Origin of the sequence: Planotetraspora mira (genome assembly GCF_016863275.1) — a bacterium.
In the GTDB taxonomy this organism is placed as follows: Bacteria; Actinomycetota; Actinomycetes; order Streptosporangiales; family Streptosporangiaceae; genus Planotetraspora; species Planotetraspora mira.
Genome location: NZ_BOOO01000047.1, coordinates 24,922 through 50,782, shown reverse-complemented (window position 1 = coordinate 50,782; position 25,861 = coordinate 24,922). Strand labels below are relative to the sequence as shown.

Annotated in this window: 16 protein-coding genes; 7 read left to right on the top strand and 9 right to left on the bottom strand. The window is 61.1% G+C overall.

Annotated features, from left to right (window positions below):
• Window positions 1-155 precede the first annotated feature (155 nt).
• The 3 genes from Pmi06nite_RS37390 to Pmi06nite_RS37380 all read right to left on the bottom strand — a co-directional run bounded on the left by Pmi06nite_RS37390 (window position 156) and on the right by Pmi06nite_RS37380 (window position 9,848).
• Window positions 156-5,558, bottom strand: coding sequence for a DEAD/DEAH box helicase (locus Pmi06nite_RS37390; RefSeq protein ID WP_203957961.1), 5,403 nt, complete (start codon window positions 5,556-5,558; stop codon window positions 156-158).
• A gap of 885 nt (window positions 5,559-6,443) precedes the next feature.
• Complete coding sequence (locus Pmi06nite_RS37385) at window positions 6,444-8,423, bottom strand: hypothetical protein (protein ID WP_203957960.1); 1,980 nt, start codon at window positions 8,421-8,423, stop codon at window positions 6,444-6,446.
• Window positions 8,424-8,975: 552 nt separating this feature from the next.
• Entirely contained in the window at window positions 8,976-9,848 is an 873-nt protein-coding gene (locus tag Pmi06nite_RS37380; RefSeq protein ID WP_203957959.1) for an HNH endonuclease signature motif containing protein, read from the bottom strand.
• 804 nt (window positions 9,849-10,652) lie between these two features.
• Here Pmi06nite_RS37380 and Pmi06nite_RS37375 point away from each other — a divergent pair.
• From Pmi06nite_RS37375 to Pmi06nite_RS37355, 5 genes are all read left to right on the top strand, one after another.
• The gene (locus tag Pmi06nite_RS37375) at window positions 10,653-11,009 is read left to right on the top strand and encodes a nucleotide pyrophosphohydrolase (protein WP_239114470.1); all 357 of its coding nucleotides are present in this window, start codon (window positions 10,653-10,655) and stop codon (window positions 11,007-11,009) included.
• A gap of 125 nt (window positions 11,010-11,134) precedes the next feature.
• Window positions 11,135-12,976 carry a DUF2075 domain-containing protein gene (locus Pmi06nite_RS37370; RefSeq protein WP_239114469.1) on the top strand — a complete coding sequence of 614 codons (1,842 nt, stop codon included), beginning with the start codon at window positions 11,135-11,137 and terminating at the stop codon, window positions 12,974-12,976.
• Window positions 12,977-13,340: 364 nt separating this feature from the next.
• Window positions 13,341-14,882, top strand: coding sequence for an AAA family ATPase (locus Pmi06nite_RS37365; RefSeq protein ID WP_203957957.1), 1,542 nt, complete (start codon window positions 13,341-13,343; stop codon window positions 14,880-14,882).
• Between the two features lie 44 nt (window positions 14,883-14,926).
• Window positions 14,927-15,724, top strand: coding sequence for an HNH endonuclease (locus Pmi06nite_RS37360; protein ID WP_203957956.1), 798 nt, complete (start codon window positions 14,927-14,929; stop codon window positions 15,722-15,724).
• 122 nt (window positions 15,725-15,846) lie between these two features.
• A complete protein-coding gene (locus Pmi06nite_RS37355; RefSeq protein ID WP_203957955.1) occupies window positions 15,847-16,317 on the top strand; it encodes a hypothetical protein in 471 nt (156 codons plus the stop codon).
• A 517-nt stretch (window positions 16,318-16,834) separates the two neighbouring features.
• Here Pmi06nite_RS37355 and Pmi06nite_RS37350 read toward each other — a convergent pair.
• Window positions 16,835-17,860 carry an HNH endonuclease gene (locus Pmi06nite_RS37350; protein WP_203957954.1) on the bottom strand — a complete coding sequence of 342 codons (1,026 nt, stop codon included), beginning with the start codon at window positions 17,858-17,860 and terminating at the stop codon, window positions 16,835-16,837.
• A 30-nt stretch (window positions 17,861-17,890) separates the two neighbouring features.
• Here Pmi06nite_RS37350 and Pmi06nite_RS37345 point away from each other — a divergent pair, with 30 nt between their 5' ends.
• Window positions 17,891-18,232 carry a nucleoside triphosphate pyrophosphohydrolase gene (locus Pmi06nite_RS37345; protein ID WP_203957953.1) on the top strand — a complete coding sequence of 114 codons (342 nt, stop codon included), beginning with the start codon at window positions 17,891-17,893 and terminating at the stop codon, window positions 18,230-18,232.
• A 287-nt stretch (window positions 18,233-18,519) separates the two neighbouring features.
• On the opposite strand, the gene Pmi06nite_RS37340 is transcribed toward Pmi06nite_RS37345, so the two are convergent.
• From Pmi06nite_RS37340 to Pmi06nite_RS37320, 5 genes are all read right to left on the bottom strand, one after another.
• Window positions 18,520-19,476, bottom strand: a complete 957-nt coding sequence (locus Pmi06nite_RS37340) for an HNH endonuclease (protein ID WP_203957952.1) — start codon at window positions 19,474-19,476, stop codon at window positions 18,520-18,522.
• A 377-nt stretch (window positions 19,477-19,853) separates the two neighbouring features.
• Window positions 19,854-20,219 (bottom strand): hypothetical protein, encoded by a 366-nt coding sequence (locus Pmi06nite_RS37335; protein WP_203957951.1) that lies wholly within the window; start codon window positions 20,217-20,219, stop codon window positions 19,854-19,856.
• A complete protein-coding gene (locus Pmi06nite_RS37330) occupies window positions 20,219-22,222 on the bottom strand; it encodes a hypothetical protein (protein WP_203957950.1) in 2,004 nt (667 codons plus the stop codon). Before Pmi06nite_RS37330 ends, Pmi06nite_RS37335 begins: the two co-directional genes overlap by 1 nt.
• Window positions 22,223-23,026: 804 nt before the next feature.
• On the bottom strand, window positions 23,027-23,536 hold the full coding sequence (locus Pmi06nite_RS37325) for an NUDIX hydrolase (RefSeq protein WP_203957949.1): 510 nt from the start codon (window positions 23,534-23,536) through the stop codon (window positions 23,027-23,029).
• 30 nt (window positions 23,537-23,566) lie between these two features.
• Window positions 23,567-24,988 carry a sensor histidine kinase gene (locus Pmi06nite_RS37320; RefSeq protein WP_203957948.1) on the bottom strand — a complete coding sequence of 474 codons (1,422 nt, stop codon included), beginning with the start codon at window positions 24,986-24,988 and terminating at the stop codon, window positions 23,567-23,569.
• Window positions 24,989-25,250: 262 nt separating this feature from the next.
• Here Pmi06nite_RS37320 and Pmi06nite_RS37315 point away from each other — a divergent pair, with 262 nt between their 5' ends.
• Window positions 25,251-25,718: a hypothetical protein gene (locus tag Pmi06nite_RS37315; protein WP_203957947.1), complete on the top strand. Its 468-nt coding sequence runs from the start codon at window positions 25,251-25,253 to the stop codon at window positions 25,716-25,718.
• Window positions 25,719-25,861 lie beyond the last annotated feature (143 nt).

Sequence of the window (25,861 nt, the reverse complement as noted above, 5' to 3'; positions counted from 1 at the left end):
ATCAGGGCAACCACGTCACCTGGGCGCCAGCAGGCGAGCTTAGTCTTTGAAGCGTGCCATCCTGCGTGATATTGCCTGCCGGTTACTCCTGCGGATCTCGCCGCGGTCGTAGCTGGGTCGTCCCGACGCCCAGCTACGACCGGTTTTACCGCGGATCAGCGTTGGCTCTGTTGAGCGAGCTGATCAATTATCACTAGGGGGCTCTTTTCGAGCGTGAACCAATCTGATGTAACGATGCGTGACGCGTCGCCCGTGTAGTTCATTGCCGCTGCGATTGCCGACGTGAGGCGTGGGCTTACCAGATCTTGCTCGCATGCCTCGAGAGGGTGCTTGACTACGACGGCACAGCGCTGCCCCCTGGCCTTTACACCGACAACGGTAGTGTCGGCGGCGAGCAGCGTACCTTCATAGATCTCCTTCAGTGCTTGCACTGCCTTTTGCTCGCGTTCGTGCTGATGCTGAACGTTGCCGTCGGACAACACAGTGAATAGATCAGATGCCAATCGCCAGTCAAGTAGCGGATGGAAGGCCATGTTCGAGTAATCCCGCAGGCAGTCGTAGCACGAAGCGGTGCAGTTCCCAGCGTGCTTCGACTCTGCGAGTGAATTTATGTAGCCCTTCACATACTCGGTGAAGTCTGGGATGACGTCAGCGTTGCCGAGATGGGTACTGAAACCCGCTCCGTTTTCTAGTGCATCAGCGATGAAGGCGTAGAGCGCCGTGCCTTCGTTGTGCGGGCCAGGATGGACGCCGGCAATGAGTTCCTGTGGGTGAACGTCAAGATATGCCGCTGCAGCACTTCGGATGAGGAATGCTAGCGAGTACCAGGCAGCCCGGCGCCCCTGGCTGATGTCTGCGCCGCAGAACGGCTTGTGACTCTCGAGGTTGAGCCGGTACCCGAATCCTTGATCGACCGGAGATTGCGGGCCCACAAAGAGGAAATCTGTGGGCAGTACCGCGCCCAGTGCGACGGAGAAATATTCGCCGCTCCCTCGTGCCATATCGTCGATGCCCTGAGCACCGGCTTCGACGTAGCCCCCCCAGGATCCTCTTGCCCGCTGGAAGGAGAATGATTTCTCGTTGTTGTCGTTGACGACGTAGCGGCTGCCTAGGCCGGATAGGAACGCCCCAGCCTTCCACGGCTCATGCTTCAGCTCATCCAGCTTGGTGGTTGCCCGAGCGGAGACCGTTCTTGGAGACCAGGAGAAGTTGCCGTCGAAATCCCTCGGCGCTCCTGCACGAAAGCCGGCTGGCTCGCGTAGGTCCACAATCCGGAATCCTTCAACCCCACACAGTGTGCAGGCTTCCGTAGACGGGGCGGGATCCACGGCCAAATGATTACAGTTTGAACATAGGCCGATTCTGCGCTGCTTGGTGAGAGGTTCCTCAATGGCAACCGGGCCTTGCGGGCGCGGCTCGAATTCTGTGACCCCGACCACTGTGTACACTTCGTTGTCTTTGACGATCTCGCTCCTGGGAGCGAACTGAGATACGGCCAAGGCGACATCGCGGTCCACTGCCTCGTCTGGAGGCCAGGGATACCGTTTCCTCGGCTCCTGCAGGTATAGCTGGCGCACCCGCGTTGGGAAACCAAACATGGGAAGAATTCCCATGTGCGCTAAGCGTTCGCTGAGTTCGAGACTTTCCCCGACGGCTGTCGCAGCCTCATCAATCCTATCGAGGACAGATATGAGCCATGCATTATTGAGGTGAGGAGTATTTGCAGGGAAGGCAGTCAGCGTCGTTAATGCCGATTTTGTCTCCTGGACCACCTCAGGATTATCCAAGAGCCACTGACGGATCTCTGGCGCTGCCTCTGCCCAATGCTCGGCCAGGCCGAATTGCCCGTGCACATTCGATGTACCGCCATGATCCTCGGACGCATTGAATGCCAGGCGCAGCAGATCGCTGGCAACGGCACGCTGGAGGATTTCTGGCCGTCCCATGGCTAGGTAGGGCGGCGGAGTAGGGTTGTTGGTGACGGCTTCGGGATGCCTGAAGTAGTGCTCGTCATGGCTGCGGCCGCGGCAGACAGTGAGGGCTACCGCTACAGGGGAAGATCTGCGCCCAGCCCTGCCGACCCGCTGCTGGTAGTTGAAACGCGTGGGCGGCATGTTGGCCATGACAACTGCCGATAGCGGCCCAATGTCCACGCCGGCTTCCATGGTCGTGGTGACGGAGAGCACATCGATCTCGTGAACCAGGCTTTCTTCTTCTTCGCTGAGAAAGACCTTCTGGAAGCGTGCCTGACGGGTTTGTGCCTCGATTCTGCCAGTCTGGCCAGTGAGTTCGGCGCAGTTCAAGCGGAAATCCCCGTCTCCTGCGGCGGCCTTCCATGCATAGTAATCGGCTTCTGGTGCACTGACGTTGACAGGGTCTGGAGGCAAAGGCCTGCCGCATGCTGTGCATATGCCGGCGCTGGGCGTAAGGTGCTGCCGCTGGCACGATAAACAGACCCATGCGTGGCTGCCATTGGGCCGGATCACTACTTTTCTCGGGTCAATCAGATAACCCTGAACGATGCCTCGCCAGTAGGCCTCCACCTGCACCTGGACATCGTCAAGTTCAACGCTGGTTGCGGCGGCGACTTTCTTCCAATACTCCCGGAGCCGCTTGGGCGGCTTTGGCGCTTCATCCCGTATCAGGACAAAGCGGTGCTGTTCGGCTAGAATTCGCAGGCTAGCTGCACCAAGTCCGGGAATTTTGGTCGGGGCTGCACTTGCGGCCTCTATCCAGCCAAGCCCAAGCGACTCAAAGTCGCGGTTCGTCCCCGAGAACAGTGCGGCGACCGTGTTCTCTAGCAAATCCTCCTCGGCTGAGAAGGCAGCTTCCCTCTGCGCGGCGGTAATGCCGTGAAGGAGTTCTGGCTCCTCGGTGTTCCAATCGTATAGTTCGTACCAGGGACCTCCTCCTTGCCGCTGAACTGATTGCCTTGTTCCCGCAGGATTAGTGCCGAGAGCTAGCAGGCGGCGATGGACGAGTATCTTCGCAAGGTACTCCAGCGTGGGTGGTTCGGTGAACTTGGCAGACGCAGCAGCGACTCCTCTTTCGTCTTCATCCAGCCATGCGAGGCGGAGCGTCTTCAGAGTGTCCTTATCCCGCTGCTTCAAGCGCTCGAATGCCGCCTTATTTCCAACTGTGTGATCACCTTGATGGAACGCTCGGGCCTGTTCTATGTCTTCCGCTGTCACCGCGGATGAGGCCAGTTCCTGCAAGGCTAGGAGTCGCACAAGGTCCTGGTAGTGACGTAGTGCAAGACCCGCGGCTAGCTTGGCTGCGTCCTGCCGGCTATCTGTGAAGACGATGAGCTTTCGCTGACCTGGATCCGTGAACTGGCCGACTAGTTCGGTTGACAAGACCTGGTTGATCTTCTCGAAACCAGTCCGCATGGCCCTGATTGGTGACCGCAGGCGAGCCGGGTCGCCAAGAGCAAGCCGCTTAGGCTTGCCGTCTCGGCCCCGTGTCACCTGCTTTTCCCAGTCGGCACTGCAGGACGGACAGCGAGTGGGAAATGGCGGAAGTCCCTCTGCGTTGACCCGAGGCTCACCAGTCTGCCGGTCGATGATCCCGCGTATATGGAAACTCCACCCAGTAGCCCCGGGCTCCCTGTTCTTAAGGTGACCAGTCTTCGGAGAGAGGACGCTCCGGCGGAAGGTGAAAGTTACTGATTTGGCCTCTGCCGTCCACTGGGCGTCATCATCTGCTTGCTGCGGTCCAGTCGAGGGCCAGTACACGATGTAGTTCGAGGCAGTCCGGTCCTGCCTGAACTGATCAGGAATTCGTGACAGATCGGGGGTATCGGGCAGCAGATAAGAATTGAAGGAGTTCCTGTTGAAGGCGCTGCGTGGTGCATAGCCGCCGAGCATGACGTCACCGCACGCCTGGCAATACAGCAGTTCGAGAACACGGGCGCCACACTCGCACTGTGATCGAGGGGCCGTGTACAGCCGTCCGACAGTGCGCCCCTCGTATTGACCCCCAGGGATGGCCTCGCACGATGGACTGCAGCACGCCCAGATGCCAGCCACGTTCCTGAAGAACAGATGGATGCGAATCTTAGGAAGTTCCTCCGCCTCACCGGCGGCACGTATTGCGGAAGTCGCGCCCATCAGGGCGGCCGCGCGGAGGTCTGGGGAAGCCGAGGGGAACATGCGCTCAGCGAGTTCGGACGCGGGGAGAGCTGGCGAGGAAGGACCTTCTTGGTCTCTGCGAAGGGCCGAATAAAGGACTTCTCCCGCACCTGTATCTTCGAGGAGGCGCACCGCGTCATCCGCAGAGATTTCCTTCTCCGCTACATCAGCAAGCTGCACTGCGTGAGCGGACAGATCAGTAGAATCTACCCTTTTCCTTTTAGCCGCTTCGCCCGGGATAAAGTGGAAAGTATCCTCTGCGACGGCGAAAAATTCTTGGAGGAATCGGCGGTCCTGTTCTCGATCATCTTGCAACGACGCCGACGTGGCCACCACTCTCAGTTTCTCCGGCTTATCGATGATACCGAGGCGGTGTCTGAGATTGCGGATAAGGTAGGCAACCTCCGTGCCAGCCGTTCCCCGGTGCATATGCAGCTCGTCCACTACAAGTGTGAACCGCGCCTCTGGGTTGCGAGCCAGCCACTCACTGGTGCGTTCGAAGAAGTGCTGGTCGCGGTCTCGCAACAGCATGACGTTAAGCATGGAGTGGTTGGTAATAAGGATATCCGGCGGGGCATCATGCATGTCCCATCGAGACACCATCTCGGCGCCCCCCAACCGCGGAACGAAATAGCGAGTATCTTCGTCGCCGGACTCATGTGCTCGCTCACTACGAGCCTCAGTGGCCTGAAGATATTTTCGAAGCTCATCTACGTTGTACTTCTGGTCTTGACTGCCGGTTACAGGCGTGGCGCCGGTGAACCGCCCGAAATAGAACCTATGACCGCCACGATTGGCGTCCAGCCAAGCCCGGATTTGATCACTGTCTAGCGCCCGGCGAAGCCGGACAAGCTGGTCGTCGACGAGCGCATTCATGGGATAGAGAATGAGAGCTCGGACGGCCTGAGCGCGGCCGGTCTCCCCGGAGCGCTGCGCTTCGAAGGGGGAAGAAGGCCTATTCCACCACTGTCTCAAGGATGCCGGCGTGCCGGACCACTCTCGGGATTCAGCGAGTAAGTCCGCGAGGATCGGCAAGAGGAACGCTTCGGTTTTGCCTGAGCCAGTGCCGGCGGTGACGACTACATTGCGGCCTGCCATCATCGAGTGACGCAGGGCTTGCTCTTGGTGCGTATATAGCTCTCTGCCCCGCGGAAGCAGCCCCAGTTCAGCGAACTCAGCGAGTTCTGGGACCGCACCAGCGTCGGCTACCGATTCCGCGAGTGTGCGCCCCGATGACGCGTATTCAGGACGCAGCTCGATATATGGCTCCGCGTATACCCCGCCGGCGCGGTCTAGTAGATTTCTGCGTTCATCCTGAAGCCGTTTATCGCGAAGCCGGAAAGCTGTGTCGTAATAGCGCAAGTACGCATCACGCATTGCGTCAAATGCGCCAAAGGCATCCAGGCCTTCGTAATCCAGACGAGTCACCGGATCTCCAGGTTGCGACGTAGGGACTGTGCAATTCGGCCGGCGATCCAGCGTGGCACGCCGTCATATACACGGCCAGCTTCAGTCTTGAGCGGGGGAAGGCCCGTGCACATGACGGCAGCTTCCTCCTGAGGTTTTGGCAGCAGTGCTTTATACGGAGCGATGAGCTGCCCGAGGGTCTGACCATCACGAGTACCGGAGTCAGGTCGCCATTGAAGAGGAAAGGAACCTGACGGAAGTTCAAGGTGGATACCGATACGCTTGCCTGCCGCGTACCAGCTTCCATTCCTGACCGTGGCGTAGCGGGGAAGCCGCCCATACAACTTGTACTCGTACAACCCATCCTGGGGATGAGACGAGTAGGCACATGAAAGGAAGTTTCCAGTTGAGTTATCAAATCGCGCTAGGCCTGTGGTGCGAGCCGGGGGGGCTGTTAGTTCACCGAGTGCGATTCGATCGAGGCGACGCGCAATAGTCTCTGCTACGCATGACACCGGCTCTGCCCCAAGAGCAGCAGCTATCTTCCGCGTCTCCTCCAGATCATCCCATTGCATCCAAACGCTTGCAGGTAATGGAAGCTGGTTGGCAGGCGAGGGATAGTTGCGGAATACCACTCCAGGCAGGTGACTCCAGTACGCCGCGTCCGGACGTGCACCAGCCAGCACGGCAACGTTGTACCGGCCGGGCAGCGGCGTGAGAGTAAGAGGTCTGGCCCGCCAAGTCTGAGATGCCCAGCTGATATCTACGATCCCGAGCACGTCAAGCATCTCCATCCAGCGTGAAGCATTTGCTGGCTCGGCGCCCGACGCCCAAGCGATATCTTTCCTGAGAGCCACGGTTGACCCGTGCTGCACCTCCGCAAGCCATGCGACGATAAGATCGGGATCAAACATGATGAGCTCCCGGTTGCATCGATCGCCTAAAAAATTCTTCCCGATATCTCCGCCACTTTTTGAAATGTGGCGTGCCGCTTTGTTGATCGAGAACCAGCCGTGTCCAGTATTCTCTTGCTGGCTCACCCAGGTGGCCGAACGCCGGCTCGATATCGCGAAGCAACACGATTGTGTTGCGGTCATTCTCCCCAGTAGTGACGACCCAGACTGCGTCGTCAGGGACGTTGATATCGGCATATCCATCTACTTGAAGACCCGTGCCACGCCGGGTCCACCAGGCCGGCAGGCGGGTACCTGGAACGGGGATAAATGTTCCATCAGCTCGGATGAAGAACGAGTCGCCGACAACACGCACCTTGATCGCCTGATCGGATATTCCGCTAAGCGGCGTGATGTCTATTTCGGGCAGCTGCCTTGGTTCGGCAGGATTGTGGAGTTCAAAGGACTTGTCACCATTCGGCGACTTGATCGTGTGGGGGCCGCTCTTCAGATCGCGGCCCCGTAGCGAGATCCGCGCTTCTAAATCTCCGGCCAGCGGACTTTCGTCTAGTAACGTCGCCATTCCCGCAGGGAGCGCGGGCAAAATCGCATCCGGCTCACCACCCACCAGATAGTTGCTACGTTCGCTATCCAGCCGCACTCTGAGCCCACCATCCAAGCGTGGGCGTCGCGAAGGCGTATGGGAGGTCCCCGACAATCCAACGACGTTAAAAGCCCGGCCAAGCAGCCCGTCATCCGCGAATTCGACTTGCGGAAGTGCATACCAGCCGTCGGCCGAAGTTTCTTGGGGGGTTCCCCATGGGAGACCTGCGTGGTGCAAGAATGTTTGCATCCGCTGTTCGCCCGAGCGGTCGATTATAAACACATAAGGTTCAAAGGTCGTCAGCTCTGACACCTCGACCCACGCGCCTGCTACGAAATCTTCCCTCAGCGCGATGACATGTCTTCCGGCAGAGATCGAGACTCTGAGCGCGCTCCCACGCGCAGAAAATCCATGCGATAGTGCTAGTGCTGGATCAGGCAGGCGACCGGACAGGATATAGGACGTATATCCATCTTGAGCTTTAACCGTAAGTTCCCCTTGGGAATACTTCAGCATGTCTGCGGAAATACCCTCCACTGTGGCAGCATGCCAGTGCAGTTGCCAGCCATCAACGGGATCCTCGTCGGCAGCAAGCCGGAGCTTTAGCTCCTTCAAGGTCTCGCGTGATGTGAGCGGGGTTGTGATGTGAGTCGAGCCCACCAGCGAGACCAGTAGCGGTCCCAGAAGAACGTCGTCGGCACGTGTATCAAGCGCTTCTCTCAGCCGGGGAGACAAGGACTTCTTCCCGGACCACATCCGTAAGTCACGCAACAGCTTGGGTTCCGATATTGGAACGTTCCTCTTGGATGTATCAGTCAGACGGAAGAACGCGGTCAGGGCATCGCGATCCGAGGCGCGGACAAGTGCTTGTGATTGCGCATAGCCAATTCTCTCACGCCCTTTAGTTGCGTGGGCGGTGTTTAGGCCGCGGCTTCCGCCCTGCACGCTGAGCCACTTACTCAGGTTATCCCAGCACTCCACCACATCTTCGTATCCATTTTTCAGGAAGTCCTCGTTGGGTGCACTGCCATAGGACGGTTTAAGGACTTCAGCTAGCCTCACGTAGTAGGGCGGAGCGCCCGCTTGCGCGGCTCGCTGCACCTCGGTTGCGGCCAGCACGCATGCTGCCAGCAGGGGCAGGCACGGCGGAGGATCTTCCTGGCCTGTGCGCCGCCAGCGAGTGATACGGTCCAAAATTGGCCAAAATGGATTTTTGCGCCAATCCAGCTCGGCACTCACTGCGGGGCCAAGGGCCTCGATGCCTATGGTGCCGTTGTGCAGCCGCTCTTGCTCCTGTTTGTCGATGAAGAACAGCACCGGAGTGCCATTCTTATCCGGGCCGAAGAACTCATCGGCTAGGCGCGTCTGCCACCAGTCGTAAGATCGCATTATTCTACGCAAACGTAGCATTCTTGGGTGCTACGGGCACACCTGCTTGCCTCGAGCACATTCGGGGGAGGGCACCCGTGCCGGCAACGGATCCATCGGCCACGCGAGGCCTCAAGGCCCGCACAGACGATGCCATGTTTGCATCACGCGTTGCTGCATCCGGGTTCATTCGCCCAAGGTAGTCGCATGGACTGACAATCCTCGCAGAGAACGCAACTCACGATCTGGCATCAGAATCATAACGAGTTATGATTCTGCCCGTTGTACTCCAGTGCTTCCAGCCTGTCCCAGGACCCTATCCTCGCTGCCCTTAGCAGCATGATTGCCGGGCCGAAGCTCTGACCTGCAGGATTCGTGTCTCGGGCTATGCCGGAAGGCTCTCTGAACCTTCCGGTACACGTTGACTTGGGCTCCAGACTCAGGATGCGATGTTGAGTAAAAGTGGAGTCGTGGCGCCGGCCGTCCTATCTGTGGAACTCGAAGGCGACGTGGAGCGCCCGGCCACGCTCTTCTGGGTGGCGTATCTGCCGGACGCTCATCGCGCGGTTCCTTCTAAGCTTCGTCGCTGTCGGCCTGAGCCGCCTTGCGGCTCTTGCGCTCACGTTCGTAGCGATTAACAGCCTCTGAGGCACCCTCGGCCGGCCAAGGCTTCCAAGATCGCAATTCGTACGTTACCTCGGTAACGCCGTTGTCTTTCACTCGGTGAGCAACGATGTCCCAGCCGAGGACGAATCGAAGCTCGCGAAGCCGCTTCTTCGGATCTCCCCGGTGTGTGTCCTTGGCCGCCACGGGAAGCAGCTCGGCTGGCGTATGCTCACCGCGCTCTGCGAATGCTTTTAGCAGCTCACCTATACGTTCCCACGGGTTGGGCCTGCCGAGCGCGGCAGCGAGAGCATCGCTGTAGGGATTGAGCGTCTGAAAGAACGCCTTCTTGCCGTTGTTGTGCTTCTGGCACAACGGCTCGAGGTTGCCCAGCTCGGTCTTGCCACCCCACGATCGCGGCACGATGTGATCGATCTGCAGCTTGGCCTCGTCGGGACCGGCACCGCACATTGCACAGAACCTGCCGCGGAGGGTGAAGACCTCGGCCTCCAACTTGGGCGAGATCCGGTGCCCCTTGTCGGTGGCGGGTGTCGAGCTCCACCCATCGATGCGATACACCCATTCCCCATCGCCGGTGCGGCGATAGGACGTGACGATGAACTGGTCTCGCACATCCCGTAGCCGACGCTGGCTATGGACGTTTGCCTTGCCCAGGACCTGACGCGAGCGCTCCAGCCATTCAGCCATCGTCGGCGGGTCATCCCGCCGTTCCAGCAGGAAGCGGCACGCTTCCTCCGCTTCCCGGTTCGCAAACAGAGTCCTGATCACACTGCTGCCAGCCTCAGGGAGCGGTCGGTCTACGTTCTCGAGGGGGTCGTTCATCCGTTCGAGTCTCCTTGCTCACAAGCCTCCGGACGATGATCAGAGAATAGCGGCGGCATGATCTAGTTCGCAACGTGATGCAGCAAGCCGCTGCAGCTTCAGATGGCACTTAATGCCGCTTGAGCTGGGAAGTTATTGATTTTGTTGCCGTCAACATTCCTCCACTGAGCAGACAGTTTCCGGCGGCGAGCTGATGCGTAGTTCGTATCAAGCAGGGAGGGTGCCAGGCCGTTTGGACGTCGCTCCAGACATGGCAAAGACCCTCGCCGGACAGTTGGCGAGGGCCTTCGGCGCTGGTCAGGTCGGGCGTGCCGATGCGAGCCCCGTCGGGGTCATGGAGGCGCCGACCCTATGGGTTTCGCCTTGGAATTCGTTAGGAGATTAGACCCAGGGAGCGCAGATGACGTAGATCGTTCCGGAGGCGCTCCCGCCGGTTGCGACCGCGACTGGCTCCCTCCGGGACGGACGTACCTTCTAATGCACGTCTGCCACTCTCGTCGGGGTGGCGGGCAGGTCGTATCTTTTTGATCACCTGCGTTCTGGCCGGCGGCAGGCGCGGTCACGCTGGTCCGGCCGATGGCCTCGACCGCGGGCCCATCTAGTGCCGCGACCAGGAAATGACCAGCGGGTCGGGTGAGGATTTCACGCTGCGGTGTAAGCCCCGCACCAGACCACTCCAGTCCGCCCTTCAGCGCACGTTCGAGGGGTTGCGGCAGGGTCGAGCACACCATCCACGGGGACACCGCCCTGCAGCACCGGCCGAGTCAAATGCTGCTCAGAGCCATGAGCAGTACCGTTACGAACGTGACGACCGACTTAAATCAGCTAGCTTCGCGGTTGCAGGATTTTGCCCGCGCACGCGATTGGGAGCAGTTCCACACCCCGAAGAACCTGGCGATGGCCCTCGCCGGCGAGGTCGGCGAGTTGGTGGCAGAGTTGCAATGGCTGACGCCTGACGAGTCGCGCAGGTTGGATGGAGAGGCTCTCGGACGCGTACGGTCCGAACTTGCCGACGTAACTCTCTACCTCGTCCGCCTCGCCGATCTTCTTGGTGTGGAGCTCATCGAGGCCGCCAACGCCAAACTGAACGAGAGCGAGCGTCGTTACGATGCTGATCTCTTTCGCGGTTCCGCGAGGAAAGCGCCTCCACTAACCTCATGATGACCATGTGATGCGGCCCGACGGGCTTCCGCGCTTACCCGGCTGACGCCGGACCGGATACGCCCCCACCCGCACGAGTTATCTCGTGCTGCCTGGGGGAGCCTGTGACGGCATTACGGCTGTCCGTGGAGAGCCTGATTGCCTCGCCCAACGAAGCTGCGCTTGCCGAGCAGATCAGCGAGCACCTGCGGATGACCACTGGCCGCGGCCCATCCCCCTCCGAAGCTAGATCATGGCAACGGAGCCTTCCCGCGCTCGCCAGAGACCTGGCCGACGCAGGGCTCAGCAAAGTCGAGATGCTGGTCGAGTACAAGCTTCCACTGACCAGCAAGCGAGCCGACGTCGTGTTGGCTGGCGTGCACCCGCGCACTGGTGAGGACTCTTACGTCGTCGTAGAGCTCAAGCAGTGGAGTCGCGCCGAGCCGTCCGACCAGGGCGAGCACCTAGTCATCGTGGACGGCATGCCAGGAAGGGAACTACTCAACCCCGCCGAGCAGGTCCGGCGCTACTGCGAATACATGTCCGACTTCCTGAGCGTGCTTAAGGACCGGCCACTGTCCGTCCACGGCGTGGCTTACCTGCACAACGCTATGGACCTCGATGTGGACGGCTTGCATGACCAGGTGCGGGATGAGCGAAGCAGACTCTTCACCAAGCAGCGCCGCGGTGACTTCCACACCTACCTGCGGGAGCATCTGTCCGACAAGCCCGGCGCCGAGGCCGCCGACCGGCTGCTGAGCAGTCCGGTCGCGCCCAGCAAGCAGCTCATGACCTACGCCGCCAACGAGATTCGCGAGCGCGAGCAATTCACGCTCCTCGACGAGCAGCAGGTTGCCTACGAACTGGTCATGCGCGCCGTCGACAAGGCACGCCGCTCTGATTTCAAACAGGTCGTCATCGTCACCGGCGGCCCCGGCAGCGGCAAGAGCGTCATCGCCCTGTCCCTGCTGGGTGAGCTCTACCGGCAAGGCAGAACGGCACTACACGCGACTGGCTCACAGTCGTTCACCCAGACCATGCGCCGATACCCCGGCCGCGGCAGCACGCGCATCAAGAACCTCTTCATGTACTTCAACAGCTTCACCGACGCCGAGCAGAACAGCCTTGACGTCCTGATCTGCGACGAAGCCCACCGCATCCGCGAAACGTCTACCAGCCGCTTCACCCCGGCAGCAAAGCGCACCGGCCGGCCTCAACTAGACGAGTTGATGACCGCCGCCCGCGTCCCTGTCTTCCTGCTTGACGAGCACCAGGTCGTACGACCTGGCGAGCTCGGCACCGTCCACACGATCGAGCAGTACGCACGGGCACGCGGCTATGCAGTCAACCGTGTCTCCCTCGACGAGCAGTTCCGCTGCGGCGGCAGCCGCAAGTACGAGCACTGGGTACTTCGCCTGCTCGGCCTCGACAGAGAAAGCCCTATGCCCTGGGACGGCGACCAGGACTTCGAAGTACGACTAGCGCACTCCCCTCACGAACTCGAAGCAGCTCTCCTTGCAAAGCCCGGCACCGCGCGGATGACCGCCGGCTTCTGCTGGCCGTGGAGTGACCCGCGACCCGACAACTCCCTTGTGGAAGACGTCGTCATCGGCAACTGGTCACGACCCTGGAACGTCAAAAAGGATCGGGCCGTCGGGGATGCACCACCCAGCATGCTGTGGGCGACAGAACAAAACGGATTCGACCAGGTCGGATGCATCTACACCGCCCAAGGCTTCGAGTACGACTGGTCCGGCGTCATCATCGGACCCGACCTTGTAGCCCGAGACGGATCTCTCGTCACAGTTCGCTCTGAGAACAAGGACCCCGCCTTCAAGAGCAAGAAGGCCGTACCGGACGCCGATTTCGACCAGCTCGCCCGCAACGTCTACAAAGTGCTACTCACCCGCGGGATGCGCGGCACGATCATCTACGCAGTCGATCCAGCCACCCGCGACTTCCTCGCAACCCTGATACCTGCCGACTGACTCTCACCGACACGACTAAGGCGCAGTCTCCTCCACGCTGGCCATAAGCATGGCCGTTCTTATTCCTGCAGCAGTTGGCACGTCCTCGCTTCGCTCCGGGCTGCCCCACCCCAATTCGCTCCTCAACACGGGAGTTCGAGCACAGCTAGTCGTCAGAGGCATCCGAATCGTGCACGTGTCCCTGCACCAGCCAGGCAGGCATCGGTGCTCAGCAGTCCCCGCAACAGGGTGGCTCCGTGTGCTGATGGTCGGACGCCCAGAGCGTGAGCGGCATCGCTCCTGAATCCGTAGACGATCACGTCAGCTACCTGGTTCACTATCGGCACGATGGCGCAAACAGGAAGCGATATCCACGGAGGTAGACATGCACTTCACCGTCTTGCCCGCCAGAACACGACCCCCGAAAGGAGCTACCTCGCACGCATTTCTCGTGACAGATAATTGGGACGACTGGGGTCAGTACAGCACGCAATACTATCTAATATATTGCGACGCAAATGGCGCCGTTCACGATGTTGGACAAGTCAAAATCGCACAGTTCGGCATGCAACCGCCACAGCGACGCCCATCATTGGCCGAAAATTTCCCCCAGCTGGGAGAGAACTACTTTTCCCTCGGGCAAGATGACAGTTATTACGAGCGCCTTAACACCTTAGGCGAGGAGATTAGAGACGAGATTCTGCGATCATTACGAGATGTCGCGCTTGATGAGCAGCGATTTGACCGGGCACGCAATGAGCACGTGACCGGTACTTCGCTACTTCGTTTCGTCCCACCAGCAACAGTAACTGGCCAATTCCGTCGCCTTGCCAGGGGTGGCGCGCGCCTATCTCAATACCATTTCAAGTACACGGCACCAAACGCCACGCGTTCGATTAAACATACAGTATCGCTGTCCTTCGACGTAAAACCGGAGTCCGAGCCGCCGACAAATATTCATGTACTGATCGGGCGGAATGGGGTGGGGAAAACATATCTCCTCAATCACATGGCCCGCGCGCTAGCGGACGAGAATGCAAATCCGGACGAGGTAGGATCCCTCGACATGGGGGCTGACGATGGAAACGTGTTCGCCAACTTAGTCTCCGTTACATTCAGCGCCTTTGACCCGTTCGAACCCTTTAGTAATTCACGCAATAAGGCGGAGGGAGTCCACTACACCTACATCGGCCTCAAGCGCATCAAGAGTCGAGCCGATGGCATGCCACAGCCTCCAAAGGACCCCAGCTCCATTGCCCGCGAGTTCAGCTTAAGCGTCAAAGTCTGCCTTCAGGGAGCTCGCCTAGTGCGATGGCGACGCGCCTTGGAAACACTCGAGACGGACCCAATCTTCAGCGATGCACGTGTAGCAGATCTTGCAGATTCGGCAGCTGAAGATGACGAGCTTAAAAATAGGGCCACCCGGCTGTTCCGCCAGCTTAGCTCAGGGCACAAGATCGTCTTGCTGACGATAACCCGTCTGGTCGAGAGCGTAGAAGAGCGATCACTTGTCTTATTGGATGAACCGGAGGCCCACTTACACCCCCCGCTCCTTGGAGCATTCATCCGTGCGCTGTCCGATCTCCTGGTTGATCGCAACGGAGTAGCCATCATCGCCACCCACTCCCCAGTAGTACTGCAAGAGGTTCCAAGAAACTGCGTATGGAAGCTCCGGCGGTCTGGCCGGGATCTAGTCCGGGAGCGGCCAGAAATCGAAACATTCGGGGAGAACGTTGGCGTTCTCACCAGAGAGATCTTCGGCCTGGAGGTGACCCAATCAGGATTTCACCGGCTAATAGGCGAAGCAGTGAGAGGGCAGACCACCTACGAAGAGATAATCGACCGATTCTCTAGCCAGCTTGGCGGCGAGGCGAAGGCAATCATCCGGGGATTAATTGCGACTCGAGACACAGAAGCCGACATCTGATGTGGTACCTAAATCCCCCAAGCCACACGGCACGTTCCAGCTTTATGACATGCATTAGCCGTATCCGGAACAAGCAACTTCAAGAGCGCCTCAAACTCTCTGAAGAAGAGGTAGTCGCCGCGGCTGACTCCTACGCTGCAGCAGCGCAACAAACAATGCTTCACTCCCTCGACGATTCCGACTTCAACTTGAGCCTAGTCAGCAAGGACGAAATGATCGAGGTTTACGAGAGGCGTATGGCAAAGAAGGAAGCTGCCGGGCGCGCCATCTATGATGATCTGATCTCAGCACCCGCCCATGGGCGCTGCCCTCTTTGCGGGCAACGAATAGTTTCCACGCTGGATCACCATCTCCCCAAGACTCTCTATCCGGCCCTGGCCGTGGATCCTTTGAATCTTGTACCCGCATGCGCGGATTGCAATAAATTGAAGATGAATAAGGCACCAAGCGCCAGCGCGGAAGAGACTCTACATCCGTATTTCGATAACGTGGAGAACGATCCATGGCTTCACGCCGAAGTTATAGAGATAGCACCGGCGGCCGTGCGATTCTATGTTTCTCCACCACCTCAATGGAATGATACTCTGCTGCGCCGCGTACGCTTACACTTTAAGACTTTCAACCTTGCAGCACTGTATGCATCCCAGGCCGCTCAAGAGCTCAATAATATTAAGTATATCCTGTCACAGATACTCTCTAAAAATGGCCCGGATCAAGTTCGGGAGCATTTATGCGATCAGGCCATCAGTCGGCGTGTGGCCAATATAAATAGCTGGCAGACCGCAACGTATGCGGCGCTCTCAAGCAGCACCTGGTTTTGCGAGGGAGGCTTTGAAGAGTAAGGAAGATTCGCTTATCTGGGTCTAGCGTTCAGTGGGGCCTGCTCAGGCGTCGTCTCGGTCGGTCGGCTGTAACCCAGATCCCACCTAGAATTCCGTGGCCTAGGGGCTGTACTGTCAGTTACGTGAACGTGCTACAGGACGGACCACTCTTCAAGTTCTCCGAGTGGCCAAGTGATCAGGTTCCTCGCCAAGCAGCAGGTGTATATACCATATGGAGGGAAGATGACTTTGTCTATGCCGGCATGAGCGGAAGAGGAGCGCAAGCCGAAGACTTCGTCGCCCGCACCGACAAAACGCAAAAGGCCCTCGGCCTATGGACACGCCTTAACTCACATGCATCCGGAAGACGATCGGGAGATCAATTCAACGTTTACATTTGCGACCGTTTTATCGTCCCAGATTTGACGCCGGAACAGCAGTCCGATATTGGCGGGGGCCGACTCCTGCTTGACCAACTGACCAAGAGCTATATCCGCAAGCATCTTAGCTATCGTTTTCAAATTTGCCGAGACGGATCCGAGGCCCTTAGTGTAGAACGTGCTGCCCGCGCGGGTATTTTGCCAGCAGGCAGGCCGTATCTCAATCCTCTCTAAGGATGCCGATATGGTGGTCTCTCGACTGCGGTAAGCGGCCCGCAAAAGCACACGGCAACTGAAATCGTCACCACAACTTCGTCAAGTTCTGCGCGGTCAAAGAGCAGAGCGCACTGACCGACCTCGTGTCCAACAAGGCCGAAGCTGACATCACCCACCGATACGGAAGCGGCTGACGTAAGAACACCTCCTTTCAACCACACCGCTGATAGGCACGACTGCTCAGCTAGCTGCATTCAGCCCATGCCGCAGGTCTTCTTTCCCCTCGGACGCCGTGATCGAGCCGCGAACTTGGCATGCTCACGAGCTGCCCGCCGATCTGTGCCCATACATGCTCGCCCGCGTCCTCGGCCGCGGCGCACTTTCGAGCAGGGCGAGGTGTACGTCGATGGCAAGGCGTGATCCGCGCTCGCCGCTCCCCCACTGATCGGCGGACCGATCTATCCGCCGCAGTCAAGGCGCCGGAAGGGGGACGCTACATGGCGCATTCACCACACTTGGAACGCTATTCCGTCAGTCACAGTTCCACCCCGTTGCCCTGGCTTGTGGGTGGAGCCCAAACGGCCGGAAGTAGTTCTGTCGCCCGTTGGTAGGCGAGCTTAAGGGTGGCGTGCCGGACAGCAGCGGTTTCGCCGATCTGGGCCATGAGTACTTCGCGCAGTGGATGACGCGATTCGATGAGGTCGTTGTTGCGCTGTTCGAGCCATGGCATCCAGGGTTCATGTGGTGCTCGGTCCCGTTTCGCGTCGTTGCAGGGTTTGCACGACAGAACGAGGTTCCAGATGGCGTCGACGTCGGGGCCGTTCCAAGGGCGGGTGAGCAGCTTCCACGGCAGAACGTGCTCGACGATGGGTCCAGTTCGCGTGTCCCGCGCCATGACCTGATTGCAGTAGGCGCAGCGGCCGTCTTGGTATCCGCTGAGGGCGGCGACGACTCCGGTGACGCTCTTGCGGCGCTGCTTGGTCTGGAGAACCAAGTGCTGGGTGTCAGGGTCGTAGACCAGCGGAGGAGCAAGTACGGCGTCGGATATGCCGGTCGCCCAGGCCGTCTCCACCAGCCTCCAACGGGCAACGGTTTCGGCGCCGAGGTCCTGGGCGTGAACCGATTCGGCGAGTTCGAGTAGTTCGTCGCGCAACGTGAGGCCTGGAGCGACGGAGTTCTTGCGCTGGTCCTCGTAATACCGCACTGGCGCCTGACCACCACTGAGCTGAGGGAACGCGTCGATGACGTTGTTGAAGCCGAGCTGGACGGTTCGCCGACCCAGCGCATCAACGTCGAGTTCGCCGGCATTGAACGCGCGGCAGGCATCCAGGAACTTACTGCGGCCGGCTGTGCCTTGCCGGGGCTGTCGTTGAAGGGCCTGGCAGAGCAGCTCCGCGTACCGCGGCGCCAGCTCCTCGAGCGTGACGTGGTTGCGGCCTGTGGCGGCGATTTCCAACAGCGTCGCACCGAAGGCGAACTTGTAGGTAGCCGAGTTGGCGCCGTACAACACAATGGCACGCCATACGCTCTCACCAGTGACCACGCCGCGTCGGTAATCCACACGGGCAGTATCGGCCAGAAGGACGACATTTTGAGCCAAGAACAGACGATCATCTACGGCAAGCTGGTCCGTGATCGGATCCCCGAAATCATCGAAGCCAACGGCCGGACAGCCAAGGTCCGCGTACTTGATAAGTCAGAGCTTGTCCCCGCGCTGACAGCCAAGCTCGCCGAAGAGGCCGAAGAACTGCGACAAGCCGGTCCAGATGATCGCCTAGGAGAACTTGCTGACCTCTATGAGGTCCTAGCAGCCCTCGCCGGAACCTTCGGATTCTCCGACGAGCAGGTTCAGGAGGCAGCACACCACAAGCGGGCCCAGCGAGGCGGTTTCAGCCGCCGACTGTGGCTCGATAAGGTGACGTCAGCCGAGTGAAGCGTGCCTGGCCATGTTATTGAAGCAACGGTGACACACCCGGCTTCGGCCGATAGGCGGAAGTCCGATCACGAGGCGCTGTTCAAACTGGGGAGCGGGCGTCGGCTCGCTCGTGACGTTCGGCTCACGCACAGCCGACGCTGAGGACGGCAGGCTACGTGCGCTTTCACTCTTGTCACGTGGGGGGCGGGGCGAGGACGAGAAGCAGGTAAAGCAGGCCGAGACGTGGCTATCCAGGGAGGCCGACCGGCAGATTTCAGCGTCTGGCGGCGTCCTGCGGACAGTCCTCAGGAGGATAAAAACACCTCTCTTAGATGCCATCCCAAAACGTCACGATCAGGGCGGCCATGCCGCTCATCGGGTAGCGCGATCACAGCTCCGGCACGCCGATAGAACTCATCACCATTGCCGAACTGTTCTCGCAGGCGTGGACTTACGCACAGCCGATACTCCGCATCGACGCCCAGATAGCCACGATCAAACATAGTGTGCACGTCTGAACGCAACAGAATGCCATTGTCCAGGCGATGTTGACCGCCGGAGCTGACCGGGCGGATGTGAGCGGCTTGGAGAGCAGGGACGATTCTGCTGCCGGTGATCGCGCATTGTCGATGGTAGGCGTTGAGGACGACTGCTTGAAAAGCCCTCTGTCCGAGGCGCTGTGGGGTCAACCGGGGATCACCAAAAACTGGGCCTTCGCGCGACCATGATTGCACGGGATCGCCCTCGACCTGGCGGCCGTCGAGCAGGCGAGCAACCAGTTCACGAAAGTATCCGGACTCGGGAGCGGCCAGGTCATAGCCCTTGCCCTGAACAATATTGGGGGCGAAGTCGGGAGGAGCGGGCGCAGGAGGGCTGAAGAAGCAAGTGTCCCGGAGCAAGATGCAGCCGATGAAGGGATCTTCACCCTCGGCTATCGGTTGCTTGCGGTACTGACTGATCCGCCGTCTCATCTGCTCCATGTCGGCAGCGCCGTTGGCCTCACCGAAGATCTGCCAGGCCTCCGAGAGAGGCAGCGGCTCGAAGGCATCAAAGAAGCCGCCGCCAACCACGCGGTTATAGGGCCCTCGGCGGACGACCCGCTTGTCTTCGTGGTGGGTTTTAAAGAAGAACGGCTCTCCGGGCTTGAGCGCGCGGAACTGCATACCGCCCGACGGGCGCCAGAAGTTGGCTTCGCTCAAGGCCGGGCGGTCTGCAAGGAAGTGATACCAGCTGCCGTCCGTGACTCCGACATATGTGCGCACGCAGTGAATTGTGCAGCCTAATGATCATTATGGGTAGGCCTGCTGATCCGGCAAGTCGCCATAAGCACTATCACGCCACGCCAAGCCGCAGACGATCACGGCATGACCTCCGGCCAAGCTGGGAGAATGCCTACCCATCGAGAGCGATGTGGATCTTTTCGTTAATGCTGTCCTGTTCATCGCCCATGCACTATCGCACGGACGCGTCTGGCTGTCTCAGCATCCCGGTTGCCGGGACATGCTGCCGAGCCGCTAGCGGGTCGGCCCTCACGGCCATCTGCTTCAAGAGGCGGCAGGACCGTAAATAGAGATGGTCTCCGGCCTCTGCAGAAAGGGGGTGAGCTGCCTGAGCAGCTCACCCCCTTCAGATCTGTGGCTCAGCTGGCCTGCGGCCAGCGCTCCCGGTCGTACGGGAGAAGCCATCCGGCGACCTCTCCCCCCAACCGCCGTACGTCGACCTCGGAGGTATCTGGGCGCAAGGGCAGCACGTAGATCCTGCTCCACTTGCCCGTCCGCGGATCATCCCGCAGGTACTCCCCGATGTGGCTGGCGAGACCGTTCGGATCAGCCGGCCGGTAGACGGACCCGACGTAGCAGATCTTGCCGTCCTCGTCCTCAGTGATGTACACCGCACGGGACAGGTCCGGAAGGTGCTCCGGAACCGGCCGCAATGGCAGGGGCATCGTCCGCTGGAGGCGGGTCCCCGCGATCTGGGTGAGCGCCGTGTAGACCATCCTCTTCATCAGGAGGCCTCCGCGTCCGACTCGTTTTCTTCGTCGACGAGGTTGCCGCCCTGGGCTTCCATGACTGCGATCAGCCACGTGTCTGCGGTCTCGGCCATGGCCTTGAGCTCCTCCCGGAGAAGGAGAATGTCCGGCTTTCCGGTCTGTTCCACCAAGGGAATCTCTTCGTCCGGCATGTGGACGCCGGCCAGATTGCGCATGCTGTCCTCCAGCAAGCGGACATTCTTCTTCACGTTCTCCATGGCGGCCCTGAAGCGCTTGTATGCCCCGTCCTCCGGCGTGATCGGAACCTCCACCACGCCGTCCTTGGGAGCGAGCTTTTCGCGCAGGAACTCACTGTTGATCACGACGTCGTCGCCCGCCGCGGTCTTCATCGGCTGCCCCTGCTCGTTGACCCGCCGTGGCCGCAGACCCGCCCGGTCGTCTTCCAGGCTCTGACGCAGATGCCGGAGCCCGGCGCCGGTTGTCAGAAGCGCCTCGATGACTTCCCCAGCGGGACGCCGGTCGCTCCTTTCCCCCTGGTCGTGACGCGGACCTCCGATCATCCCGTGCTTGCACAGCACGTAGGCGGCGCGCACCCACAGCTCGGTCCCTGCCGGGCCGCCAGGCATACCGTCGACCAGTTCCTTAGCCGCGGCCTCCCACAGGGCCTGAGGAGTTCGCTTGGTGCGCTTCCACGGTCCCCGAGTGCTGAGGTTGCGAGGCAGAGCGTCCTTGAGAGCGTTGCGGAACTGGGTGACCTTCGCCTCCGAGAAGAGAGGGTGACCGTGCAGCTCGCGGGAGACCACCTCGATACCCAGGGGAAGCTTGGTGTTTCCCTCGACGCGGACAGCTCGCTTGCGCGTGGATGCGTCCTCGTCCTCCGTCAGGACAAGTGCGATCGGTGCACGGATCGCGTCGTGCGCCGTCTTCTCGTTCGTCGTGAACATGTGAATGATCCACGCGGCTCGATCATCGCCGTACGGCGGAATCTTGCGCGTGGAGGCCGCCGCACGGGTGAGGTAGCCGCCGAGCCACTTCGCCTCATCTTCGGACCCGATGACGCCCGCCTTGAGGGCTGAGAGCAAGCACTCCTCGGCCAGGGAGGTGTTCTTGGACGCTGTCGACCACTTCGTCTTGGGGTTGAGATGGTCCTGCGCGACCCTCGCCTTGATCGCCTGGGAGAGATCGAGTGTCCCAGGGATGTCCGGCTCTACACCGATGATCAGCTCGAATTCGGTGACCGCGCACCGCACCGCCGCCTGTTCGGTCAGCTCGATCTCGTCAGCAGGCTTATCGGCGTAGCCGTTGAGCCGGGAGATGTGGCTGTCCATGGCGCTGGCGCTGCGCGGCAGGTTGTACAGCACGTCGTCGACGCTGACATCGAGATACCGGTGGCCGTGAGAAACACGGCTGGAGCCTTCCCTCACCAGAGGGACGGTGATCGGTGCAGCCTCATCCCCCTCGAAGAAGAACGTCGTCGCCACCCCGATCGGCGGATCCATGATCCCCTGAGCCTCGATGCTGGGGTGGGGGGTGTTCCGGAGACGCGTGTTCTGAACCGCCCACGCAAGCTGACCGATGAGCACGTCAGGAGTCGGAACCTGGACGGCCATCTCCCCGACGCCATGTTCAACTGCTGACACGAGCACGGCAGGCGGGGCACCCTCGGCGCCGGCCAGCGCGAACTGCACCTGGTCAGCATTGCGAGGGTTGTAAGGGTCCGGCATGAGCCGCGCCGTGTAGACCTGTCCCGAGACCACCAGCATGTATCCGCCGGGGACCCTACGCCGCTGCGGGTTGGTGACCTGGGGCAGGACAGCGCCCGGGTTGGTCCAGATGGTGGAGATGGCACCCGCGGCACGATCGCTCATGCCGTGCTTCTTAAGAGCCGCACGGAGGGCCCGATGGTCGGACGGCTCCGGAATCGGCGGGACATGCCTGATGGGCTTAGAGAGCCCGTCCGGGCTCGGCTGCAGAATGTTGTTCGACGACACTGTGGTTGCCTCCTCGGCTCCCAGCACCGCGGGAACCTCTCCCGCGGAGAACACACGCGGGAACCGGAGACGCCGAACCGGCCCTCGCTTCCCCACGACACGGATCCGGCCCGTGAGCAGGGAGCGCTGAAGTCACATCTCCACTCTGCTGGGTCAGCCTCAGCGCTCTACGGCGCTCGTGCGGGCATATCCCGTACCTCATCCAGGTCGGCGCCTGTTCGAGGGTGCAGCGTGACGTGTGCTCCTACGTCAAAGTAAACGGTACGTCATGAAAGGTAAAAGTCAAGCCCAAATTGAGACGGAGTTGCCAGAAGGGGGGGGGAACATATCCGCCCGGTTCCAACCGGCCTGAGTCAGGCGAAGGATGGATTCGATGACGCTCGAACCGGCGTTAAGGGACGGCAGTATTGGGGCAACGAACGCCCTGCGCGACAAAGACATGGGTATCACTACTCCCGATTCGGGCGCCGGCGGGATATGAGCGGCAGCCGAGGCATCCGCATTGCGGATCAAAGACACATATACCCGACGAACGTCACCACCGGATCGATGACGCGAGTGACCCACGGCGATGCGGGACATGGACGGGATGATCACGCGAATAGCGAGCGCCTTAGAGGGCGTTCTTGCAGATCATCCGCAACGAGAGACAAATACCGACCGCGCTCTCCTAAAGCGGATGCGCCGCTGTGCACCTTCGCCCGAACGTACGGCGGGGCAGGGGAACCACGAAGAGATATGCGATCCCGACCTTTGATCACACGAAGGCGCAACCGCTCGAAATCCGTACACGGCCGTTGAGGCGTACGGACTTCCCCGCACCCGAGGTGACTACGCGTCGGCCAGGTGAGCGAACTCGGGGTGATGCCAGGGAAGCCGGACCGGCTCTGCCGGGATCTCGCCCGCGTAGAGCCGCTCCATTAGCCCGGCCAGACCCCACGGGACGACGTTCTCCTCTGTGGTCTGAAGCTCAGCCAGTGACCACCATCGATGCCCGGTGATGAAATCGAGCTCGTAGCGATCGAGCCCCGCGCTGTCCAGAGCGAACTCCTGCACCCGCAGGAAGAAGTACGACTCGACCGAGAACCGGATCTGGCCGTCCCAGCCCGCCCTCCAGTGACCCGAGGTCGTGGCCACGACCGGGCCCAGTTCCTCTGGCTCCACCTGATAGCCGGTCTCTTCGCGCAGCTCACGCACCGCCGCCATCGTGAGCGGCTCGCCATCGTCGATACCCCCGCCAGGGGTGAACCACGTGGCGTCCACGCTACTGAAAAGCAGAAGCCGGTCGTGATCGTCCGCAACGAGCAGGCGCGCACTCGGGCGCTGAATGAAGCCAGGCACGACAAGGACCATACGTCCTCACGCACAGCCTCAGTCGCGCCAATTGAGCATGTCGTACGACGACGCCGGCTCATCGGCCTCACGGCTCCCCGGCGCGGCCGGAAGCCGGAGGACGAAGCGTGCGCCGCGAGGGCTGTCTTCGATCCGGAGGGTCCCCCCGTTGTTCTCGGCGATCTGCCGGGCGATCGCCAGACCCAGCCCCGCACCGCCGGCGTCCTTGGTGCGGGCGGCGTCCAGCCGGATGAAGCGCTGGAAGACCAGTTCGCGCTTGTCCGGATCGATGCCGGGGCCGTCGTCGATGACCTCCAGCACCGCGACGCCGTTTGCGAAGTGCTGATCGTCCCCCGGCTCCCGCCGTACGTTCACGGTGATCGTGCTTTCCGCATGCCGCTGAGCGTTGTCGATGAGGTTGGTGAACACGCGGATCAGCCGTGAACGGTCGCCCACGACAAGCACGCCAGGTTCGAGCGCCGACTCGATCTGCTTGGCCGGGCGACGCGTCCGCAACTCGTTGGAGACAAGGATGGCAAGGTCGACGGGCTCGCGCGCGCCGGGCATCCCGGAGTCCAGGCGGGCGATGGTCAGCAGATCATGCACGATCGCCTGCAGCCGCTTGAGATCGTCCAGAACGGCCACACCCAGCTTGGGCACGCTGGTCTCCTGGGGTGCGATCAGAGCATCCTCCACCTCGGCCTGCATCGCGGCGATCGGACTGCGCAGGTCGTGGGACGCGTCGGAGACGAACTGGCGCTGCTGTAGCAACGCGGCCTCCAACCGGCTCAGAGTGTGGTTGACGCTTTCCGCGAGAGCGTGGATCTCGTCCTGGCTGGATGGCACGGGCACCCGGCGATCAGGACAGCTGGCGTTGATCTCCTCGAGTTCCGCCTGGATGGCGCTCACCGGCCTGAGGGACGCCTTGGCGATCCGGTGGCCGAGGTAGGTGACCGCGGCGGCGAGCGTCACCGCGCTCCCTCCCACCAGCGCGGCCAGCCGCGGATCGACCCACGTGGGCGTCACTGGGGAGGCGCTGTAGATGATCCAGCTCTCACCGCCGTAGCGGGCCGATCTCGCGACCACGATGTTGCACTCCCCCATCGGGAAGACCCCGCCGCATACGACGGAGGTCGCGCTCGTCCTGCCGTCGGAGGTGAACTTCGCCATGCGCGGCTGGCCCTGTAGTGCCTTGGTGGCGGCGACGACCCGGCCCCGTGAGTCGACGACCTGCATGTTGCGGGACTGGTGGTACGCGAGGGGATAGGGGATCCGGCCCTGCTCCACCGCCGTGGCCACACGCCCGGCGTTCGCCGCGAGTTCGTCGGTGAGGAAGTCCGTGGCGACCCGGTTGATGGCGATCATGAGCGTCGTGGCGAGCAGCGCAGAGAGCAGAGCCGCCACCACGCCGGTGAACAGAGTGATGCGCGTTGTGATGGACCACCGCTGTGGCGCGCTCATCTCGCAGCTCCCCCTGACCAGTGGACCACACCCGCCGGAAAGCGGCGGTTACGGGTGGCTCGATCGAGGGCTCACGACAGTGCGTCCGTATGGCAAGATCCGGCATGTTGACAGCCTGAGCGGCCGGGAGCACATGGTGAGTTCCACGGGAGTGTGGATCGTCGGCGTCATCCCCGGCGACGAGGCCGTGCCGTTGTCGGAACGGTTCGCTTCCCCGGCCGGCAGACGACCTGCGATTCCGGGCCATGCCGATGATCGCGAAGTGTCCTTCACATCGCAGCCCGGTCAACCGACCTCGGCGGCCGGCCGCCTGATCGACCTGATCCTCAGCCACGGACCGATCCCGGACACCGTGCGCGATGCGCTCATGGCGCTCTATCCGGCGGAGGAGGGCCCGGGTCTGTACGTCACGGCAGTCCGCAAGGTCAGGCCGGCGGTGGCCCTGCGGTACGGGCTCGAGGCCGAAGGGGTCTCATCGTCACCCGGTTGGTTGGGCGACTTCCTGCTCACCGCTGAAGAGGTCCGTCAAGTGTTGCCGCTGGCCGAGGCCGCCTTGGCGCTCACCGCGCCTCAGCGTGCCGCGGTTCTTGCGCGCATCGACGAATGGATGTCCGGGCTCGGGGAGAGTCCGGACTTCGATGTGGCCGAACTGCTCGATCGACCGCTCGGCGTCCTCCGCCACGCCTCCGAGAATGGAGCGGGGGCGGCCGGGCTGACCGCATGGTACTGAGCGGGCCGCACCCAAAAGCCACACTGCAAGGCCGTACGGCAAGGCCCCGCAAAAGCCACACCGCCAAGCCACACCGCAGGGCCGTACCCCAAGCCGCCCGCAAAAGCCGCACCGCAAAGCCGCACCGCAGAAGGCAGGTGCCG